Source organism: Arthrobacter sp. NPDC080082 (assembly GCF_040686595.1).
Lineage (GTDB): Bacteria > Actinomycetota > Actinomycetes > Actinomycetales > Micrococcaceae > Arthrobacter.
In genome coordinates this window covers 1-15,035 of the sequence record NZ_JBFBKQ010000008.1, presented here as the reverse complement: position 1 = coordinate 15,035, position 15,035 = coordinate 1, and the positions used below count along the sequence as shown (strand labels likewise).

Here is a 15,035-nt window from a genome sequence, read left to right as displayed (position 1 = left end):
ACCGATCAACCGCGTGCCGTCGGTGGGTGGCAGGGGAAGTCCTTATACAGGGCCGGTCCCCTGCGGCACGCGAATCATCCGAACTTTCGCTATCATCGTTATATGACGATTGGTTCGATGGTTTCTGCTGATAGTTGTGCGCGGCTTGATCCCGCGGCGGCGCTGTTTCATTCCCTGAGTGATCCGACTCGGCTAAGCATTGTGAAGCGCGTGGCCGGCGGCGAGGTCCGCGTAGGTGACCTCACTGCAGAGCTGGGCCTGGCCCAGTCCACCGTATCTGCCCACGTGGCCTGCCTGCGCGATTGCGGCCTGGTGGAAGGCCGGGTGCAGGGCCGCAGCGTGTACTACTCACTGTCCCGCCCGGAACTGATGGACATGCTCGCCCAGGCCGAGATCCTGCTTGCCGCCACCGGCAACGCGGTCAGCCTCTGCCCGAACTACGGTGTTGGCAGCACCGGTGCCGCCCTGACGAAAGAGAACGAACGATGAGTGACGCCTGCGGCTGCAGCGACGAGAGGACGGAGACCGGCGAATCCGGAGAAGCGGAGGAAGCCGTAGGTTTCTGGCAGGTCACCGAGATCCGGGCGGCAGCGGTCTCCGGTGTGCTGCTTCTCGCCGCGTGGATCGCGTCCCTGCTTGGAGGGCCGCAGTGGCTGACCCTTCCCCTGGAGGTCATCGCGCTGCTGGTAGCGGCTTGGACTTTCGTTCCTTCCACTCTCCGTCGTCTGTTTAAGGGCAAGATCGGGGTAGGCACGCTGATGACGATCGCCGCCGTCGGTGCCGTTGCCCTCGGGGAATTCGAGGAGGCGGCCATGCTGGCCTTCCTCTACGCGATCTCCGAAGGCCTTGAGGAGTACTCACTGGCGAAAACCCGTCGTGGCCTGCGAGCCCTGCTGGACCTTGTCCCGGCTGAGGCGACCGTGTTGCGCGGCGGGGCCGAGGTCACCGTCGACCCGGCAGAACTTATCCCGGGGGACCGGATGGTGGTCCGGCCAGGGGAACGTCTGGCCACTGACGGTCGGATCATCACCGGCCGCACCTCCCTGGACGCTTCGGCGCTGACCGGTGAATCCGTGCCCGTCGAGGCCGGACCGGGAAGCGAGGTCTATGCGGGGTCGATCAACGGCACCGGACCGCTTGAGGTTGAAGTCACCAGCACTGCCGAGAACAACTCGTTGGCCAGGATCGTGCACATCGTGGAGGCCGAGCAGTCCCGCAAGGGCCCGGGCCAGCGCCTGGCCGACTCCATCGCCAAAAAGCTCGTCCCGGGCATCCTGATCGCCGCGGCCCTGATCATCGTCTTCGGCTTCATCGTCGGGGAACCGTTGTTGTGGTTTGAACGCGCCCTCGTCGTCCTGGTCGCCGCATCACCCTGCGCACTGGCCATCTCCGTGCCCGTCACCGTCGTCGCGTCCGTGGGTGCAGCCAGCCGCATCGGCGTACTGATCAAGGGCGGCGGCGCCCTGGAAACCCTCGGCAAAATCCGCACCATCGCACTAGACAAGACCGGAACGCTTACCCGCAACAAGCCTGCCGTGATCGATGTCGCGGCGACCGGAACCACGACCCAGGAACAGGTTCTGGCCCTTGCGGCCGGTCTGGAATCCCGCAGCGAACACCCGCTCGCCCGCGCCATCCTCGCAGCGGCCACGGACCGGGCGGCCGTCACCGATGTCGACACCGTCCCCGGCGCCGGTCTGGAAGGCCGGCTCGATGGCAGGACCGTCCGCCTTGGCCGGCCGGGCTGGATCAACGCCGGCCCGCTGGCCGCAGAGGTCGAGAGGATGCAGCACGCCGGCGCAACGGCTGTCCTGATCGAGGACGACGGCCAGGTCATCGGCGCCGTCGCCGTGCGCGACGAACTGCGGCCTGAAGCCCGGGACGTCATCGCCCGGCTCGCAGCCTCCGGCTACACCACGGCCATGCTCACCGGGGACAACCTCATCACCGCCACCGCGCTGGCTAAGGACGCGGGCATCACGGAGGTCCACGCCGACCTGCGCCCCGAGGACAAAGCGGAGATTATCCGCACGCTCAAGGGCCGTGCTCCCACCGCCATGGTCGGCGACGGCGTCAATGACGCCCCGGCCTTGGCGACTGCCGACACCGGCATCGCCATGGGCGCCATGGGAACGGACGTCGCGATCGAAACGGCCGACATCGCCCTGATGGGCGAGGACCTGAACCACCTTCCGCAGGTCCTGGATCATGCGCGCAGGACCCGGCGCATCATGCTCCAGAACGTGGGCCTGTCCCTGGCCCTGATCGCGGTGTTGATCCCGCTGGCGCTGTTCGGCATGCTCGGCCTGGCCGCTGTCGTCCTCATCCATGAACTGGCTGAAATCGTCGTGATCGCCAACGGCGTCCGAGCCGGCCGGATCAGCCGCAAGGACGGGTCCAACGCCGCCAAGCCCGCCCTGGCCATGGAACCGGCAGCGTGAGCGCCGTCACTGCTGTGCCGGACGCGCCCGCCCGGCAGGCCCGACGGTCCAGGACGGTGCTGCTTCTGGTGGCAGCCGTCCTGGCCGCGGCCGACCTGGTCGTTAAAGCCCTGGCCGAAGGGCTGCTCTCCACCGGCGCCACGACCGACCTGGGCCCGATCAACATCAAGCTCGTCTACAACCGCGGTGTCGCGTTCAGCCTCGGCGCGGACCTGTCCCCGTGGGTCGTCATCGCCGCCACCGGGCTGATCATTGCGGCCCTGATCTGGTACACCGTCTCCTCCGCGCCATCCACGACCGGCCTGTCCAGGGCAGGAGCAGCCCTGCTGCTCGGGGGCGCCGCCGGGAACTTCATCGACAGGCTCGACGGGCAAGGGGTCGTGGACTACCTGCACAGCGGCTGGTTCCCCACCTTCAACCTCGCCGACGTGTTCGTCACCACCGGAGTGGCGCTCATCATCCTCGGCACCATCATCGCCCGGCAGCCACCACCGACGGCAAAGCCCTCAGCATCACGGGAACACCCACCTTCTTCCTCGACGGCGAAAAGCTCACCCTGAACAGCGATGAACTATTCAGGCAGCTCCTTGAGGAGGCCGCCAAATAGCCCCCTTCCCAACAGGCCCGTACCGGCCGGCGGACCATGTCATTCTGCAGGAACATCGTGCAGGCCCACCAGATAAACGAAAGTTTGGAATAGCTCGTCGTCCTGCCACACGCCCACCGTCTGTAGTCCGGATAAGAAGACCCGCACCAGCTGACGCATGATGGGTTCGGGGTCTTCCATCAGCTCGGAGAGCCGGCGGCGAACCTGATCGAGCGAGGGCAGAGTGAACTCAGCCCGGATGTTGTCCCAGGCTTGTGCAGGAATGGTGTGAGCTGGCACGACTGGCTCTTACCTAGTCGCTGATGCTCTCAAGGAGCCATTGGGTTGCCAGAGGGTCGAGCCGAAGTGTGAAGGTGCGCAGCGCGGAGTTGGTTCCCAGCCGTACCTGCACCCGCCAGTATTCGACGCTTACGACGTCGCCGGTGCCCAGCGCTGCGGTCCGCCTGGTGTTCCACCAGTCGTTCCTGGCGAACCAGTGCACCGGGTCTGCGCCCACGGCCCAGATACGGCCGTCGAACCTGACGGCCAGGGGAGCGCCGGCCGCGGTAAAGCGGACGTCGACCTCGACGTCCAGAGTTGTTTCATTCGCTACTGCTGTCACGGTTTACGCGCTCTCCCAAGTTCCTGGTCATTCTGTCCTGCCGGCGGGTGACCGCCGAACTCCATACCCAGGTCCGATACGTGATCGGACCGTCTTTCCACATCACTTCGGCGGCCTTCGCCGTCCAGGCGTACACCTCGCCGTCGACCAGCTCGGCGCAGTTCGGGAACCGGATCCAGGCCTTCACCGGGATGCCGGGGAAGCCGTTCTTGACGGGGAAGTGCTCGAAATCAAGCTCTTCCACCGTCAGCCCTATCGGGCCGGCACGTCGCGCGTACTGCGCCTGCAGCCGGCTTGCCTGCTCCGGTCCCATACCACCACTTTAGAACATATGTTCGAATAGACACGCCATGAAAAAGCGGCCGCTTCCGACCGCTGAACTAATTATGGGCCACCCCTACGACAATCTTCGCCAGTGCGTTCCGGGCGCTCGGTTCCACAGCTGTGCGGAGGGCTCCACCTGACCCCAATGGGCACAACCGGGGCGCATGCTCGGTTAGGGGCGCGCAGCGCGGCCCCTCGGCCTTCCCTGCAGCCAGCCCGGGACGGCGGCGTCGAGCTGGGCGGCCTTGTCGGGGGAGAGGGTGCCTTCCCTGAGCTTCTGCCTTTGGATGTGGATCCACACCCCAAGGGTGTGTTCCTGCTCGGTGGCGTATTTCTGGTGTCGTGGCCAATCGCTGCCCTCGGCCCGGTAGCGCAGCAGCTCGGCCAGCCGGGCATGCCAGCGTGCTTCGTCCGCAGCTGTCCTGGCGTTGGTGTTCCAATCGGGGATCCGGGCCAGCCCGTCCCGGTAGGACGGATGAAGGGTCCCGGCAGCCGCCTCGCTGCGGCGCTGCCTGATCCATGCCTCCATGGAACGCTCTGCCTGGTCATCGGAACGGCCTCGCGGCAGCCGGCCCGCCGCGGTGACCCAGGCTATGACTTCTTCCATCCGCGCCACTGCGGCCGCAGACGGCGCTGCCCCTGCGGCCCGGTGTGCCGCTTGAAGCTGGGGGTCCTGGCGACGGGCCACGCGCAGGTGGTAGCCGACGGTCGCCGGCGCGGCACGGACAAGGGCAGCGATGCGGTCCCGGCCGAGGCCGAGCCGGTACATCAGCACCCACTCCGGGTACGGGGCCTTCCGCAGCAGTCTGTCCATGATGGGGCTCATCCTGCCACGAGGATCCGCGTCGCCGAAGGGAACCGGGCGTGTGCCGCGGCGTCTGGGAGGGACTGATTTCCGCTGCGCTCCAACCAGTTATCGGGCGTCCGCTGGCGCGGCCGGCTGTTGGGTCCAGTGCCTCCGTCGCAGAGCTCCGGCTGCCCTGGCCCTGTTGTCTACGTCTTCGACGTTTTTTGGCTGCTGTCCTTCGGATCGTACGTGCCCGCTCCAGCCCGTCTAGCCCCTCCGTTCCTCCGGGGCCTGCGGTGCAGGAAATGTCCCTCCGGCGCTCCTTCGTCGCTTATTTCCTCCGGGAATTTCCCGCCCCTTGCCTTCGGTAGACAGGCCTCCGTCGGGCACAGCTCCGCAAGCTCCGCCAGCAGCCAAAAAACAACGGGGGGAAAGGGGACGCTGGCCGGTCACCTGAGCCGCCCCACCCACCGAATCCTTGGGCAAAAAGGAGCAACACCATGAACGCAATCACCAAAAAGACGGTGACCACGCAGGACACCAACGAAACCATCGACGGCGTGACCGTCCTCGGCGACTACCACCTCAACGGCGGCTACGAGTGGATTGACCTGATCGGCGAACACGGCTGGGCCGTCATCCCCGTGTGGGGTGCTGACGGCTGGGACCTGGGCAACTGGCCCTACGTCATGGTCGCCGCGACCCGCACCGCCGACGAGATCGGGAACCTGTTCGGCGTCGCCACCTACTGCGAGGGCGACGTGACCTGCACCTACTACCGGACCAAAGCCCGCCAGTGGGACGCGATCACCGAGCAGGCCTTCTACCACTGGAAGAACGGACAGGCCCACGGCCCGGACGACCTGCCCGAAGCCGCCGCGGAACTCCCGTCCCGCTACCGGATGCCCTTCCGGCCCACCGCCGCTTAAACCACCGCCCACAGCCTGCCGGGCGGACACCGCCCGGCAGGCCCCCAAACCTCTTAGGAGCCAAGAACCATGACCACCGGCAAAAGCATCACCGAAAACCCGGCCCAGACCGTGGTGTTCCTCGAAACCCTGGCCGCCATCGTGCAGAAGTCCCCCGTGGCCTACAGCGCCGACGCGGCCGCCGACCTCGCCGCCCACATCCGCGGCATGGCCGAAGCCGTGACCACCGAGGCCCGCGTAGACCCGGGAATCCTCGACACCACCCGCCAGTACGCCGCACTGGACTGGCACAACAAAATCGTGGCCGTCCTCTTCGCCGCCGAACATCGCCCCGGACTCCACTAACCACGGCACGGCGGGCCGGACCAACCACAGAGTCCCGGCCCGCCCCCGGGGTCGGGCGGTCCGCCGCACGTGGCCGGGGAGCGTCGGTGGTCGCCGGCGGCGGACCGCCATTCACGGCCACGTCCCGGCCCTGGTCCCGCATCGGCCCGGCCCGTCAGGGCAGGTAGCCGGCAACGCGGGGGAGTGGTGCAACAGACCGGGGGAAGAGCATGCTCGCAGTGCTCGCACCCAAGCGGTCGTCCGCTGGCGCGTTCGCGCTTAGAAAGCTGGCGCCAACAAAACCGACAGTGCCGACGCCGCTGCCGGGGACGGTACGCCGGGGGATGCATTAGTACGCCGGGATCGCTGTTTCGTATCCCTGATCTTCCCGGGCCCCGGCGCTTTACGATTAACCCATGTTCGGTATCGGTGCAGAGAAGTTCTTTGTTCTGCTCATCATCGGGATTTTCGTGTTGGGGCCTGAACGAATCCCAAGTTACGCTGCACAGCTTGGCCGGCTCGTCAGGGAAGTGCGCCGAATGGCATCTGGCGCGCAAGAGCAGCTGCGCCAGGAGCTCGGGGACGACTTCGATGACGTGAAGTGGGGAGCGCTGGACCCCCGGCAGTACGACCCGCGCCGCATCATCCGCGAAGCCCTCACGGAGAACCCCGTACCCGAGACCCCGACGGTTAGGGCAGCAACAGCGGTTCCCCGGCCTGCCATCGAACGCCTCGCCGCTGGACACGCTGCTCCCTTCGATTCCGAATCGACTTGATCCCGCCGCTCCCGCCACCGGCCGGCGTGCTGATGCTCGACGATAAGGGCAGTGGGGTGCAGGAGTTGGACAGAGCGCTCCGGGCGACCGCGGTTTGGTGGCTAATCCGGGACTTGGAAGGACCTGAGCTCACCGCCCTCAGGAGGGCGGGCACCGCACGGTGTCGGCCGTTTCCATGACTGAGAAGTGGTCCGCGCGAATCGCCATGGAACGTCGGGCGGGAACCATCGATGGGGACCACCGAGCGCCTCGGAGATAAGCCTCCTCGCCACTGACGTCCGCGTTCGGCCGTTGAAGCGCGTGGCGTTAAGGTTCCGTTAAAGGACCCCGGGGAAGTTGGTGTGGCCTGCTGACGGGGCATAAGGTCAGTGCGTCGCAACACCTTGTTCGGTGAGGCTTCTGCATGGACACAGGCCACTGACCCTTCCTGTCGAAAGACACTCCCGGTCAGGACAGGTCTCCCCGGATTAAGGGGTGACCCCAAGTGGCTTCCCGTCGGCGTTAGGCCGGGTATGGGATTACGCCGTGCAGTGCCAAAGCTCTGACGAGGAGGTGTTAGAAGTCACCGGGCCAGTCTGTCGGGGGCTTTGCTCCTTGTTGCGCCGTGAACGGTGACTGATGGTTGCCTGCGGCCGGTGCCGCAGGTCGAGCGGGAGGAGGTGAGGGTGTGAAACCCGGGCCCCATAGATGCGTTTCTCTCCAACCCCTTTCTTCTCTTCCCCCCGTCGGATGAACGTCTGCCCTGCCTGAACAGGTGACATGCGTTTCCGTCGGCTTGTGTTTGCCCGGAGTCCGTCATGTCCTTATTTCGTTCCTTTCCCGGCGCCGGTGTCCTGCGCCGGCCGGCCCTTCGCTGGGTTGACCTGCTCGTCGGCGCTGCGGTACTGGTGCTGTTGTTCCTTCTGGTGCGGCTGAGCCCCTCGCTGAACACCCCCTTCGAGGTTGGATCGGCCCCCACCGAGGTTTCGACCGACCCGGCCGAGCTGCCCTATTACGCTGCCCGGTCCCTGCTGCGGATGTTCATCGCGCTAGGCGCAAGTGTGCTGTTCACCTTCGTTTACGCGACCGCTGCGGCGCGGATCCCACGCGCGGAGAAGGTCCTGCTGCCGGTGCTGGACATCCTGCAGTCCGTTCCGATCCTGGGCTTCCTCTCGGTGACCGTCACAGGGTTCATCGCCCTTTTCCCGCACTCCATGCTCGGACTCGAATGCGCTTCGATCTTTGCGATCTTCACATCCCAGGCCTGGAACATGGCCTTCGCGTTCTACTACGCCCTGGTCAGCCAGCCCAGGGAATTGGACGAAGCTGCCCGGTTGATGCGGCTGACGAAGTGGCAACGGTTCTGGAAGCTGGACGTCCCGGCCGGCATGATCCCGCTGGTATGGAACGGGATGATGAGCTTCGGCGGCGGCTGGTTTTTCCTCGCAGCCTCGGAGGCCATCTCGGTCAACAACCAGGCCTACGCCCTGCCCGGTGTCGGCGCGTACGTTGCCGCCGCGGTTGAACAGGGCCAGCTGGACCGGGTCTGGTGGGCCATCCTGGCCATGGCCGTGATGGTGCTGGGAACCAATTTCCTGTTCTGGCGCCCCCTGGTGGCGTGGTCGGAGAAGTTCCGGCAGGAAGAGACCTCCGCCGCTGAGAAACCGCGAAGCCTCGTCCTGGAGACCCTGCGCCGTTCCGTCCTCCCGCACGCCTTCGCCCGCGCTGCAGCCCCCGTAGGGCGGGCCTTGGACACCCTGACACGTCCGTTCGGGCTGGCCGAACACCCCCTGCACACCCCTGTGCTGGTCCGCCGCGGAACGGACGCGCTCTTCACCGCTGCCATTGGCGCGGTGGTGATCTTCGGCGCATGGCATGCCTTCGTGTTCATTCAGGACAGCGCCGGACTGGGCGCGTTCGGTGAAGCGTTCGCCCTTGGCGCCGTGACCTTCGCCCGGGTCGCCGTGATTCTGGTCGCGGCGACATTGATCTGGGTACCGGTCGGGGTCTGGATCGGGATGAACCCCCGCATCAGCCGCCTTGCACAGCCGCTCGTGCAGCTGCTGGCCAGTTTCCCGGCGAACTTCCTCTTCCCTTTCATCATCGCGTTCTTCGTCGCCAGCCATATCAGCCTCGATCTCGGCGGGATCGTACTGATGTCCCTGGGCGCCCAGTGGTACATCCTCTTCAACGTCATCGCAGGCGCCAGCGCGATCCCGACCGACCTGCGCCAGGCGATGGACAGCTTCGGAGTGCCCCGGCGGCAACGGTGGCGGCGGCTGATACTGCCTGCCATTTTCCCCTCCTACGTCACCGGCGGCATCACCGCCGCCGGCGGCGCCTGGAACGCCTCGATCGTGGCTGAAATCGTCACCTACAACCACCAGACCCTCACAGCGACAGGCCTCGGGTCCTACATCGCGGACGCCACCGGAACCGGAGACATGGCCAAGGTCCTGGTCGGGGTCATCGTCATGTCCGTCTACGTCGTGGGACTGAACCGCCTGTTCTGGCGCCGTCTCTACCGGCTGGCCGAAACCCGGTTCTCCCTCTAGCACCCGGCCCCGTTTCCAAACTCCACTTCCCGCAGCCCCAGGAGGCTTCGATGACCAACACACCCAAGACCAGTCCCGGCAGCGAGCTGGTGACCGTCGAGAACGTCGGAATGACCTTCGCAACAGACGGCGGATCCCTCACCGTTCTCGAGAACGTCAGCCTGACCCTGCACGAAGGGGAAATCGTGGCGCTCCTTGGCCGCAGCGGATCCGGCAAATCCACCCTGCTGCGCTGCATCGCCGGGCTCACCGCCCCCACCACCGGTGCAGTGAGATACAAGGGGACGGTCCTGAACGGTGCGAACCCCGGCGTGGCCATGGTCTTCCAGTCCTTCGCCTTACTGCCCTGGCTCACCGTGCAGGAAAACGTCGAACTCGGCCTCGAAGCCCGGGCCGTCCCGGCAGCCGAGCGCCGCGAACGTGCCCTGCGCGCGATCGACCTGATTGGCCTGGACGGCTTCGAATCCGCCTATCCCAAAGAACTCTCCGGCGGCATGCGCCAGCGCGTCGGCTTCGCCCGCGCCCTCGTGGTCGAACCCGATGCCCTGCTGATGGACGAACCATTCTCCGCCCTGGACGTCCTGACCAGCGAAAACCTCCGCGGAGAGCTGCTGCGCCTGTGGGCCGAAGGAGACATCCCGACCCGGACCGCCCTGATCGTCACCCACAACATCGAAGAAGCCATCCAACTCGCGGACCGCGTCATCGTCCTGGACTCCAACCCCGGACGGATCAAAGCCGAACTGCCCATCACCTTGCCGCAGCCCCGCGACAGGCGCAGCCCGGAATTCGAGGCCCTCGTCGACGAGGTCTACAGCATCCTCACCGGCCAGCCCAGCGCCGCCCGCCAGCCTGCCCCGCCTGCATCGTCAACGTCACCGTTCGGAGCTGAAGGCAGCGAATTCGACATCGCGCTGCCCCCGGCCAGCACCGGTGAACTCGGCGGCCTCCTCGAACTCCTCGCCGCACGCGGCGGCCAGGAAGGCCTGGCCGAAATCGCCGACGAACTCCGCTACGAACTCGATGACCTCCTGCCACTGGTCGACGCCGCCCACATGCTCAAACTCGCCTACGCCCGCAACGGCCGGTTGCACCTGAGTGAACAAGGACGCAGGTACGCCGCCGCTGACCTTCTGCGCGCCAAGGAACAATTCGCGACCCTCGCCGTCGAACAGGCACCCCTCGTGCGCAACATCGTCAGGATCCTGCGCCGAAGCGAGAACGGGGCCATCCGCTCCGAAACAATCCTCAATGATCTCCGCCGCCACTTCAGCGATGCTGACGCCCAAGCCCAACTGGACACCGCCATCGACTGGGGCCGGTACGGGGAACTCTACGAATACGACGCGGACTCGGACCGCATCCTTCTCCCTACCCACCCCGACGCGGCCATGGCAGGCCAAACCACAGGAGCCTCCGCATGAATCAGAACAACATCGACGCCCTCGCAAAAGCAACGGAACAGTTCGACAAGGCAGTCGAGATCCTCGCGACCGGCGTCGGCCACATCCAACAACGCCTCGCCGAGGCGGCCACCCGCAGCCGCCTGGACGAGAAAGCGAGCCTGAACCCCGCGCTCCCGCCGGATATATACGCCCTGCAGCAGGATCTTCTGGCCGCCATGAACACGGCACAGGACTCAGAACGGGGATCCGCCGCGGCCAGCGCGGGGGCACTCACCGACGATCAATGCATCATCCTCGGCCGCCGCATCCTCACAGCGTCCCGGACACTGTCCGAACTGGTCCGAAGCCAGTCGCCACGGACCGACGGAAGCGGAGGATAAATCCGGTGACTGGTTTTGCAGGATTTTCCGTAGTCAGGCAGTTACAGGGTTCCCCTAGAAAGCGTGGCCAAAGTGAGTCATAAGTTGCCGGAGCCGGGGTCCGGAAAGACCCCTTCTGTTCCGTACCCCGGTTATGGAACCCTGGTCGAGGGTAGCCGCGCTCTGGCGGTGCGGCGCCGACGTCCGTGGCTGAAGATTGCCGGCATCACCGCGGCCGTGCTTCTGGTGGGTGTGGTCGCGTTCGGCGGCTACTGGCTCTGGCGGCTCCAGTCCAACGTCAGCACCTCGGCGCTCGGCGCCGGCGGGGTCCGCACCGAGGGCCCGGTCAACGACAGCACGGACCGGTTGCAGATCCTGGTCCTCGGCAGCGACACCCGCAGCGGCAAGAACGGCCAATACGGGTCGACCGCGGACTCCTCCGGGTATGGCCAGTCGGATGTGATGATGATGCTGGACATCTCGGCGGACAACAACCACGTCAACGTCGTCAGTTTCCCGCGCGACCTGCTGGTGGACGTGCCCGCCTGCAAGGACAGCGCCACGAACGAACAGCATCCCGCCCGTTCGGGCGCCATGATCAATTCCGCGATGGCGGAGGCCGGCATCGGTTGCGCGGTGGATACCGTCAACAAGCTCACCGGCCTGGAAGTGGATCACTTCATGATGGCCGACTTCAACGCCGTGAAGGAACTCTCCAACACCGTCGGCGGCGTCGACGTCTGTGTCAATGCCGCGGTCTCGGACCCCGACTCCGGCCTGAATCTGCCCAAGGGCACCTCCCAGGTCCAGGGCGAACAGGCGCTGGCTTTCCTGCGGACCCGTCATGGTTTTGCTGACGGCGGGGATCTCGGCCGAATCAAGGCCCAGCAGTCCTTCCTGGCGTCCCTGACCCGGAAACTGAAGGACGACGGCACGCTCAGCGACCCGACAAAGGTGCTCAGCATCGCGGACACCATGACCAAGAACCTCACGGTCGACGACGGCCTCGCGTCGGTCCCGACCATGCTCACCCTCGCCAACCGGTTAAAGAACATCGACCCGGCCAAGGTCAACTTCATCACCGTTCCGACCGTCCCGGCCCCGTCGGATCCCAACCGCCTGGCCCTGGACGAGCCGGCGGCGGACAACTTTTTCGCCGCCCTCCGCCGCAGCCCGGACCTGTCCCAGCCCGCCCCGGCCTCCGCGGCGCCGGAGACCTCCAGCGCCCCGGCCGCCCCGGCCTATAACAAGGCACTGCAGCCGGTCACCGTGGCCAACGGCACCAACGTTGCCAGCCGCGGCAACGAGATCGGCACGATCCTCTCCGATGCCGGGTTCACGAAGCTCTCCCGCATCCCCGCCCAGGCGCGCCAGCAGACCATGGTCTACTACGGTGCCGGGTTCGAGGACGTGGCCGCCGACGTGGCAGCACTCTTCGGCCTGCCGGCCTCCAGCGTGCAGCAGGTCCCCGGGGTGCAGGGCGTTCAGCTCTACGCCGGCGAGGACTTCGCCACCGGTTCCAAGCCCGCGGCGCCGCCGTCCGAAGCCGGTGGTGTCGTTGCCCAAACGGCGAGCGATCAAACCTGCCAGGCCGCGAACTCCGGCGGCTAAGCCGCCTGTATTCTCACGATCGACAATCTTCGAGGTCCGGCGATGCCTTCCGTGCTACAGCAGCCTTGTCGCCCCCTAACTGGAATGAACCCGCCGCGGCTTGTCCTAGTTCCCGAAGACAGTCCGTGGAATTTGTACGTTCCTCCTGGCAACGGTCCCGACCCGGCGGCCGTCTACGGCGCCTCCGATTCGAAAGAATTCTTTAGGGGTTAGTTGCTTTGGTGCGTGAGGGTGGGCTGCGCTTCGAGGACTGGGAGATCGGGCCTGCGGGCCGCGTCGCTGATCCGCAGGAGCAGCGCGACGATGATCCAGTTGGCCAGCAGGGAGGACCCGCCCGCCGAGAGGAAGGGCGTGGTCAACCCGGTCAGGGGGATCAGCCGGGTCACGCCGCCCATGATGATGAAGCACTGGAGCGCCATCGCGAAGGAGAGCCCGGCGGCGAGGAGTTTCCCGAACGGGTCGCGGGTGCCGAGGGCGGCGCGGAAGCCTCGGGTGAACAGCGCGAGGTAGAGGGCCACGATGGCGAAGAGTCCAACCAGGCCCAGTTCCTCGCCCAGGGAAGCGATGATCATGTCGCTGTTGGCGAAGGGGACCAGGTCCGGGCGCCCAAGCCCCAGCCCCGTCCCGACCAGACCGCCGTCGGCCATTCCGAAGAGGCCTTGGACGATCTGGGAACTGCCGCCGGGAAAACGTCCGTAGACGTTCGGGTCAAAGGCGTTGGCCCACGCGTCGATCCGGAGCCGGACGTGGGGAAAGATGGTGGCCGTCGCGTAGCCGCCGACGCCCATGAGGACGAGCCCCAGGAGCAGCCAGGACGCCCTGCTGGTGGCGACGTAGATCATCACCATGAACAGGCCGAAGAACAGGATGGACATGCCCAGGTCGTGCTGGAAGACCAGGACGCCGACGGCGACGACCCACGCGGCGACCATGGGGCCCAGGTCCTTGAAGCGCGGGAACCGCAGGGGGCCGATCTTCCGTCCGGCCAGGAGGATCAGGTCGCGGTTCGTGGACAGGTAGCCGGCGAAGAAGATACCGAGGGTGATCTTGACGATCTCCCCGGGCTGGAACTGCAGCGGCCCCAGCCGGATCCAGACGTTGGCGCCGTTGATGTCGCCGGCGGAGACACCGGGGATCAGGGGCAGGACCAGCAGCACCGCGCTGACGGCCAAGGCAATATAGGTGTAGCGCCGCAGCAGCCGGTGATCCTTCAGGAACCACAGGACCGCGGCCGCGACAATGACCGAGACGACGGTCCACTTCAACTGGTTCCCGCCGGCATCCGCCCCCGTGGGCGTGTCCAGGCTCTGGATGACCGCAATGCCGATGCCGTTCAGCGCGACGACGGCGGGCAGGATCACCGGATCCGCGTAGCTTGCGCGGATCCTCAGGACCACGTGGAACACGACGGCGAGGGCGGTCAACGTCGCGGCCTGCAACCAGAAACCGGGCGGCAGCGCCTGGCCGCGGTCCAGGCTGACCAGCGCTCCGGCGCCCACGCCGATCGTCAGGGCGACGAGGAGCAGCAGGGCCTCGACGTTTCGGCGGGGCGTCGCAGCCAGGGTGGGTGTGCTCATTGCTCGTCTTCCTCGGGGGCGCGGTCCGTATCCTGCCGCGGCTGGGCACGGCGACCGTAGGAGCACAATATGATGATCCGCTGTTAAAAGCCCGGGAGTTTCCCGGTCCGCGGCGCGCTCGAGCTACCGTGCGGCCGCACTTGGATAGTGTCCGTGTTCGGCGCCGCGTCGGGTGAGACACGACGTCCCGATGGGCCGGCACGAACCAAGGAGAGCAGCGATGGGCACCCTGAGTAAGGTGAGGGACATCCTCATCAGGACACCGCATCCGCGACCTGTACGCACCGGGCAGGAGCCCGGCCGAATCCGCACCTGGATCGGGGAAGACTCCTCGGACCGGCAGCGTCCCATCATCCTGGCCGTGGTGCTGACGCTCGCCGCCATCGGGCTGGTGGAGGTGGCCTCCGCCTCCTCCGTGGAATCCGTTGCCGCCGGCGCGAACCCATACGACCTGCCGTTGAAACAGGGGATGTGGACCATCGCCGGGGTTGTCGTTATGCTCGCGCTGGCCCGGCTATCGGAGCGGCACATCCGGAAGCTTGCCTGGCCCATGCTCATCACCGCGGTGCTATCCCTCGTTCTGGTGTTCACGCCGCTGGGTATGACGGTCAACGGCAACCGCAACTGGCTTAGCGTGGGAGGTTTCACCGCTCAGCCGTCCGAGTTCGCCAAGCTCGCCCTCATCGTCTGGGCCGCCGACATCCTGACCCGCAAGCAGAAGCTCCTCGGCCAGTGGAAACACGCCGTCGTCCCCCTGCT

General features: G+C 66.4%; 16 protein-coding genes and 1 riboswitch. Of the genes, 11 read left to right on the top strand and 5 right to left on the bottom strand.

From position 1 onward, the window contains the following. Nucleotides 1-102 precede the first annotated feature (102 nt). Genes AB0O44_RS15450 through lspA form a run of 3 tightly spaced genes read left to right on the top strand, consistent with a single transcriptional unit; the run spans nucleotide 103 to nucleotide 3,001 of the window. Nucleotides 103-489, top strand: coding sequence for a metalloregulator ArsR/SmtB family transcription factor (locus tag AB0O44_RS15450; RefSeq protein ID WP_364138884.1), 387 nt, complete (start codon nucleotides 103-105; stop codon nucleotides 487-489). Further along, nucleotides 486-2,441, top strand: a complete 1,956-nt coding sequence (locus AB0O44_RS15445; protein ID WP_364138882.1) for a cation-translocating P-type ATPase — start codon at nucleotides 486-488, stop codon at nucleotides 2,439-2,441. Before AB0O44_RS15450 ends, AB0O44_RS15445 begins: the two co-directional genes overlap by 4 nt. Further along, complete coding sequence (gene lspA / locus AB0O44_RS15440; protein WP_364138880.1) at nucleotides 2,438-3,001, top strand: signal peptidase II; 564 nt, start codon at nucleotides 2,438-2,440, stop codon at nucleotides 2,999-3,001. The genes AB0O44_RS15445 and lspA overlap by 4 nt, the downstream gene beginning before the upstream one ends. Before the next feature lie 86 nt (nucleotides 3,002-3,087). Here lspA and AB0O44_RS15435 read toward each other — a convergent pair whose 3' ends face one another. The 4 genes from AB0O44_RS15435 to AB0O44_RS15420 all read right to left on the bottom strand — a co-directional run bounded on the left by AB0O44_RS15435 (nucleotide 3,088) and on the right by AB0O44_RS15420 (nucleotide 4,787). Beyond that, the gene (locus tag AB0O44_RS15435) at nucleotides 3,088-3,327 is read right to left on the bottom strand and encodes a hypothetical protein (RefSeq protein WP_364138879.1); all 240 of its coding nucleotides are present in this window, start codon (nucleotides 3,325-3,327) and stop codon (nucleotides 3,088-3,090) included. Nucleotides 3,328-3,340: 13 nt separating this feature from the next. Then, nucleotides 3,341-3,649, bottom strand: coding sequence for a hypothetical protein (locus tag AB0O44_RS15430; protein WP_364138878.1), 309 nt, complete (start codon nucleotides 3,647-3,649; stop codon nucleotides 3,341-3,343). Then, nucleotides 3,630-3,962, bottom strand: coding sequence for a hypothetical protein (locus AB0O44_RS15425; protein ID WP_364138876.1), 333 nt, complete (start codon nucleotides 3,960-3,962; stop codon nucleotides 3,630-3,632). The genes AB0O44_RS15430 and AB0O44_RS15425 overlap by 20 nt, the downstream gene beginning before the upstream one ends. Before the next feature lie 183 nt (nucleotides 3,963-4,145). After that, a complete protein-coding gene (locus AB0O44_RS15420) occupies nucleotides 4,146-4,787 on the bottom strand; it encodes a helicase associated domain-containing protein (protein WP_364138874.1) in 642 nt (213 codons plus the stop codon). Nucleotides 4,788-5,260: 473 nt separating this feature from the next. Here AB0O44_RS15420 and AB0O44_RS15415 point away from each other — a divergent pair, with 473 nt between their 5' ends. The 7 genes from AB0O44_RS15415 (at nucleotide 5,261) to AB0O44_RS15385 (ending at nucleotide 12,699) form a co-directional block, all read left to right on the top strand. Continuing rightward, entirely contained in the window at nucleotides 5,261-5,689 is a 429-nt protein-coding gene (locus tag AB0O44_RS15415) for a hypothetical protein (RefSeq protein WP_364138872.1), read from the top strand. A 69-nt stretch (nucleotides 5,690-5,758) separates the two neighbouring features. Continuing rightward, a complete protein-coding gene (locus AB0O44_RS15410; protein WP_364138870.1) occupies nucleotides 5,759-6,034 on the top strand; it encodes a hypothetical protein in 276 nt (91 codons plus the stop codon). A gap of 395 nt (nucleotides 6,035-6,429) precedes the next feature. Further along, entirely contained in the window at nucleotides 6,430-6,789 is a 360-nt protein-coding gene (locus tag AB0O44_RS15405; protein ID WP_364138869.1) for a twin-arginine translocase TatA/TatE family subunit, read from the top strand. A 375-nt stretch (nucleotides 6,790-7,164) separates the two neighbouring features. Beyond that, nucleotides 7,165-7,348: riboswitch (M-box (ykoK) riboswitch) on the top strand. A gap of 238 nt (nucleotides 7,349-7,586) precedes the next feature. After that, nucleotides 7,587-9,323, top strand: coding sequence for an ABC transporter permease subunit (locus AB0O44_RS15400; protein ID WP_364138867.1), 1,737 nt, complete (start codon nucleotides 7,587-7,589; stop codon nucleotides 9,321-9,323). Between the two features lie 50 nt (nucleotides 9,324-9,373). After that, nucleotides 9,374-10,747 carry a nitrate/sulfonate/bicarbonate ABC transporter ATP-binding protein gene (locus tag AB0O44_RS15395; protein WP_364138865.1) on the top strand — a complete coding sequence of 458 codons (1,374 nt, stop codon included), beginning with the start codon at nucleotides 9,374-9,376 and terminating at the stop codon, nucleotides 10,745-10,747. Next, nucleotides 10,744-11,109, top strand: a complete 366-nt coding sequence (locus tag AB0O44_RS15390) for a hypothetical protein (protein ID WP_364138864.1) — start codon at nucleotides 10,744-10,746, stop codon at nucleotides 11,107-11,109. Before AB0O44_RS15395 ends, AB0O44_RS15390 begins: the two co-directional genes overlap by 4 nt. A 162-nt stretch (nucleotides 11,110-11,271) precedes the next feature. Further along, nucleotides 11,272-12,699 carry an LCP family protein gene (locus AB0O44_RS15385; protein WP_364138998.1) on the top strand — a complete coding sequence of 476 codons (1,428 nt, stop codon included), beginning with the start codon at nucleotides 11,272-11,274 and terminating at the stop codon, nucleotides 12,697-12,699. Between the two features lie 209 nt (nucleotides 12,700-12,908). Here AB0O44_RS15385 and AB0O44_RS15380 read toward each other — a convergent pair whose 3' ends face one another. After that, nucleotides 12,909-14,276 (bottom strand): FtsW/RodA/SpoVE family cell cycle protein, encoded by a 1,368-nt coding sequence (locus AB0O44_RS15380; protein ID WP_364138863.1) that lies wholly within the window; start codon nucleotides 14,274-14,276, stop codon nucleotides 12,909-12,911. A gap of 220 nt (nucleotides 14,277-14,496) precedes the next feature. Here AB0O44_RS15380 and AB0O44_RS15375 point away from each other — a divergent pair. Next, a partial coding sequence (locus AB0O44_RS15375; protein WP_364138862.1) for an FtsW/RodA/SpoVE family cell cycle protein occupies nucleotides 14,497-15,035 on the top strand: 539 nt, incomplete at its 3' end.

Bases quoted from the DNA above. Each gene is read 5' to 3' on its own strand.
- AB0O44_RS15450 (WP_364138884.1), top strand. From the start codon at position 103: ATGACGATTGGTTCGATGGTTTCTGCTGATAGTTGTGCGCGGCTTGAT.
- AB0O44_RS15445 (WP_364138882.1), top strand. From the start codon at position 486: ATGAGTGACGCCTGCGGCTGCAGCGACGAGAGGACGGAGACCGGCGAA.
- AB0O44_RS15425 (WP_364138876.1), bottom strand. From the start codon at position 3,962: ATGGGACCGGAGCAGGCAAGCCGGCTGCAGGCGCAGTACGCGCGACGT.
- AB0O44_RS15420 (WP_364138874.1), bottom strand. From the start codon at position 4,787: ATGGACAGACTGCTGCGGAAGGCCCCGTACCCGGAGTGGGTGCTGATG.
- AB0O44_RS15415 (WP_364138872.1), top strand. From the start codon at position 5,261: ATGAACGCAATCACCAAAAAGACGGTGACCACGCAGGACACCAACGAA.
- AB0O44_RS15410 (WP_364138870.1), top strand. From the start codon at position 5,759: ATGACCACCGGCAAAAGCATCACCGAAAACCCGGCCCAGACCGTGGTG.
- AB0O44_RS15405 (WP_364138869.1), top strand. From the start codon at position 6,430: ATGTTCGGTATCGGTGCAGAGAAGTTCTTTGTTCTGCTCATCATCGGG.
- AB0O44_RS15400 (WP_364138867.1), top strand. From the start codon at position 7,587: ATGTCCTTATTTCGTTCCTTTCCCGGCGCCGGTGTCCTGCGCCGGCCG.
- AB0O44_RS15395 (WP_364138865.1), top strand. From the start codon at position 9,374: ATGACCAACACACCCAAGACCAGTCCCGGCAGCGAGCTGGTGACCGTC.
- AB0O44_RS15390 (WP_364138864.1), top strand. From the start codon at position 10,744: ATGAATCAGAACAACATCGACGCCCTCGCAAAAGCAACGGAACAGTTC.
- AB0O44_RS15380 (WP_364138863.1), bottom strand. From the start codon at position 14,276: ATGAGCACACCCACCCTGGCTGCGACGCCCCGCCGAAACGTCGAGGCC.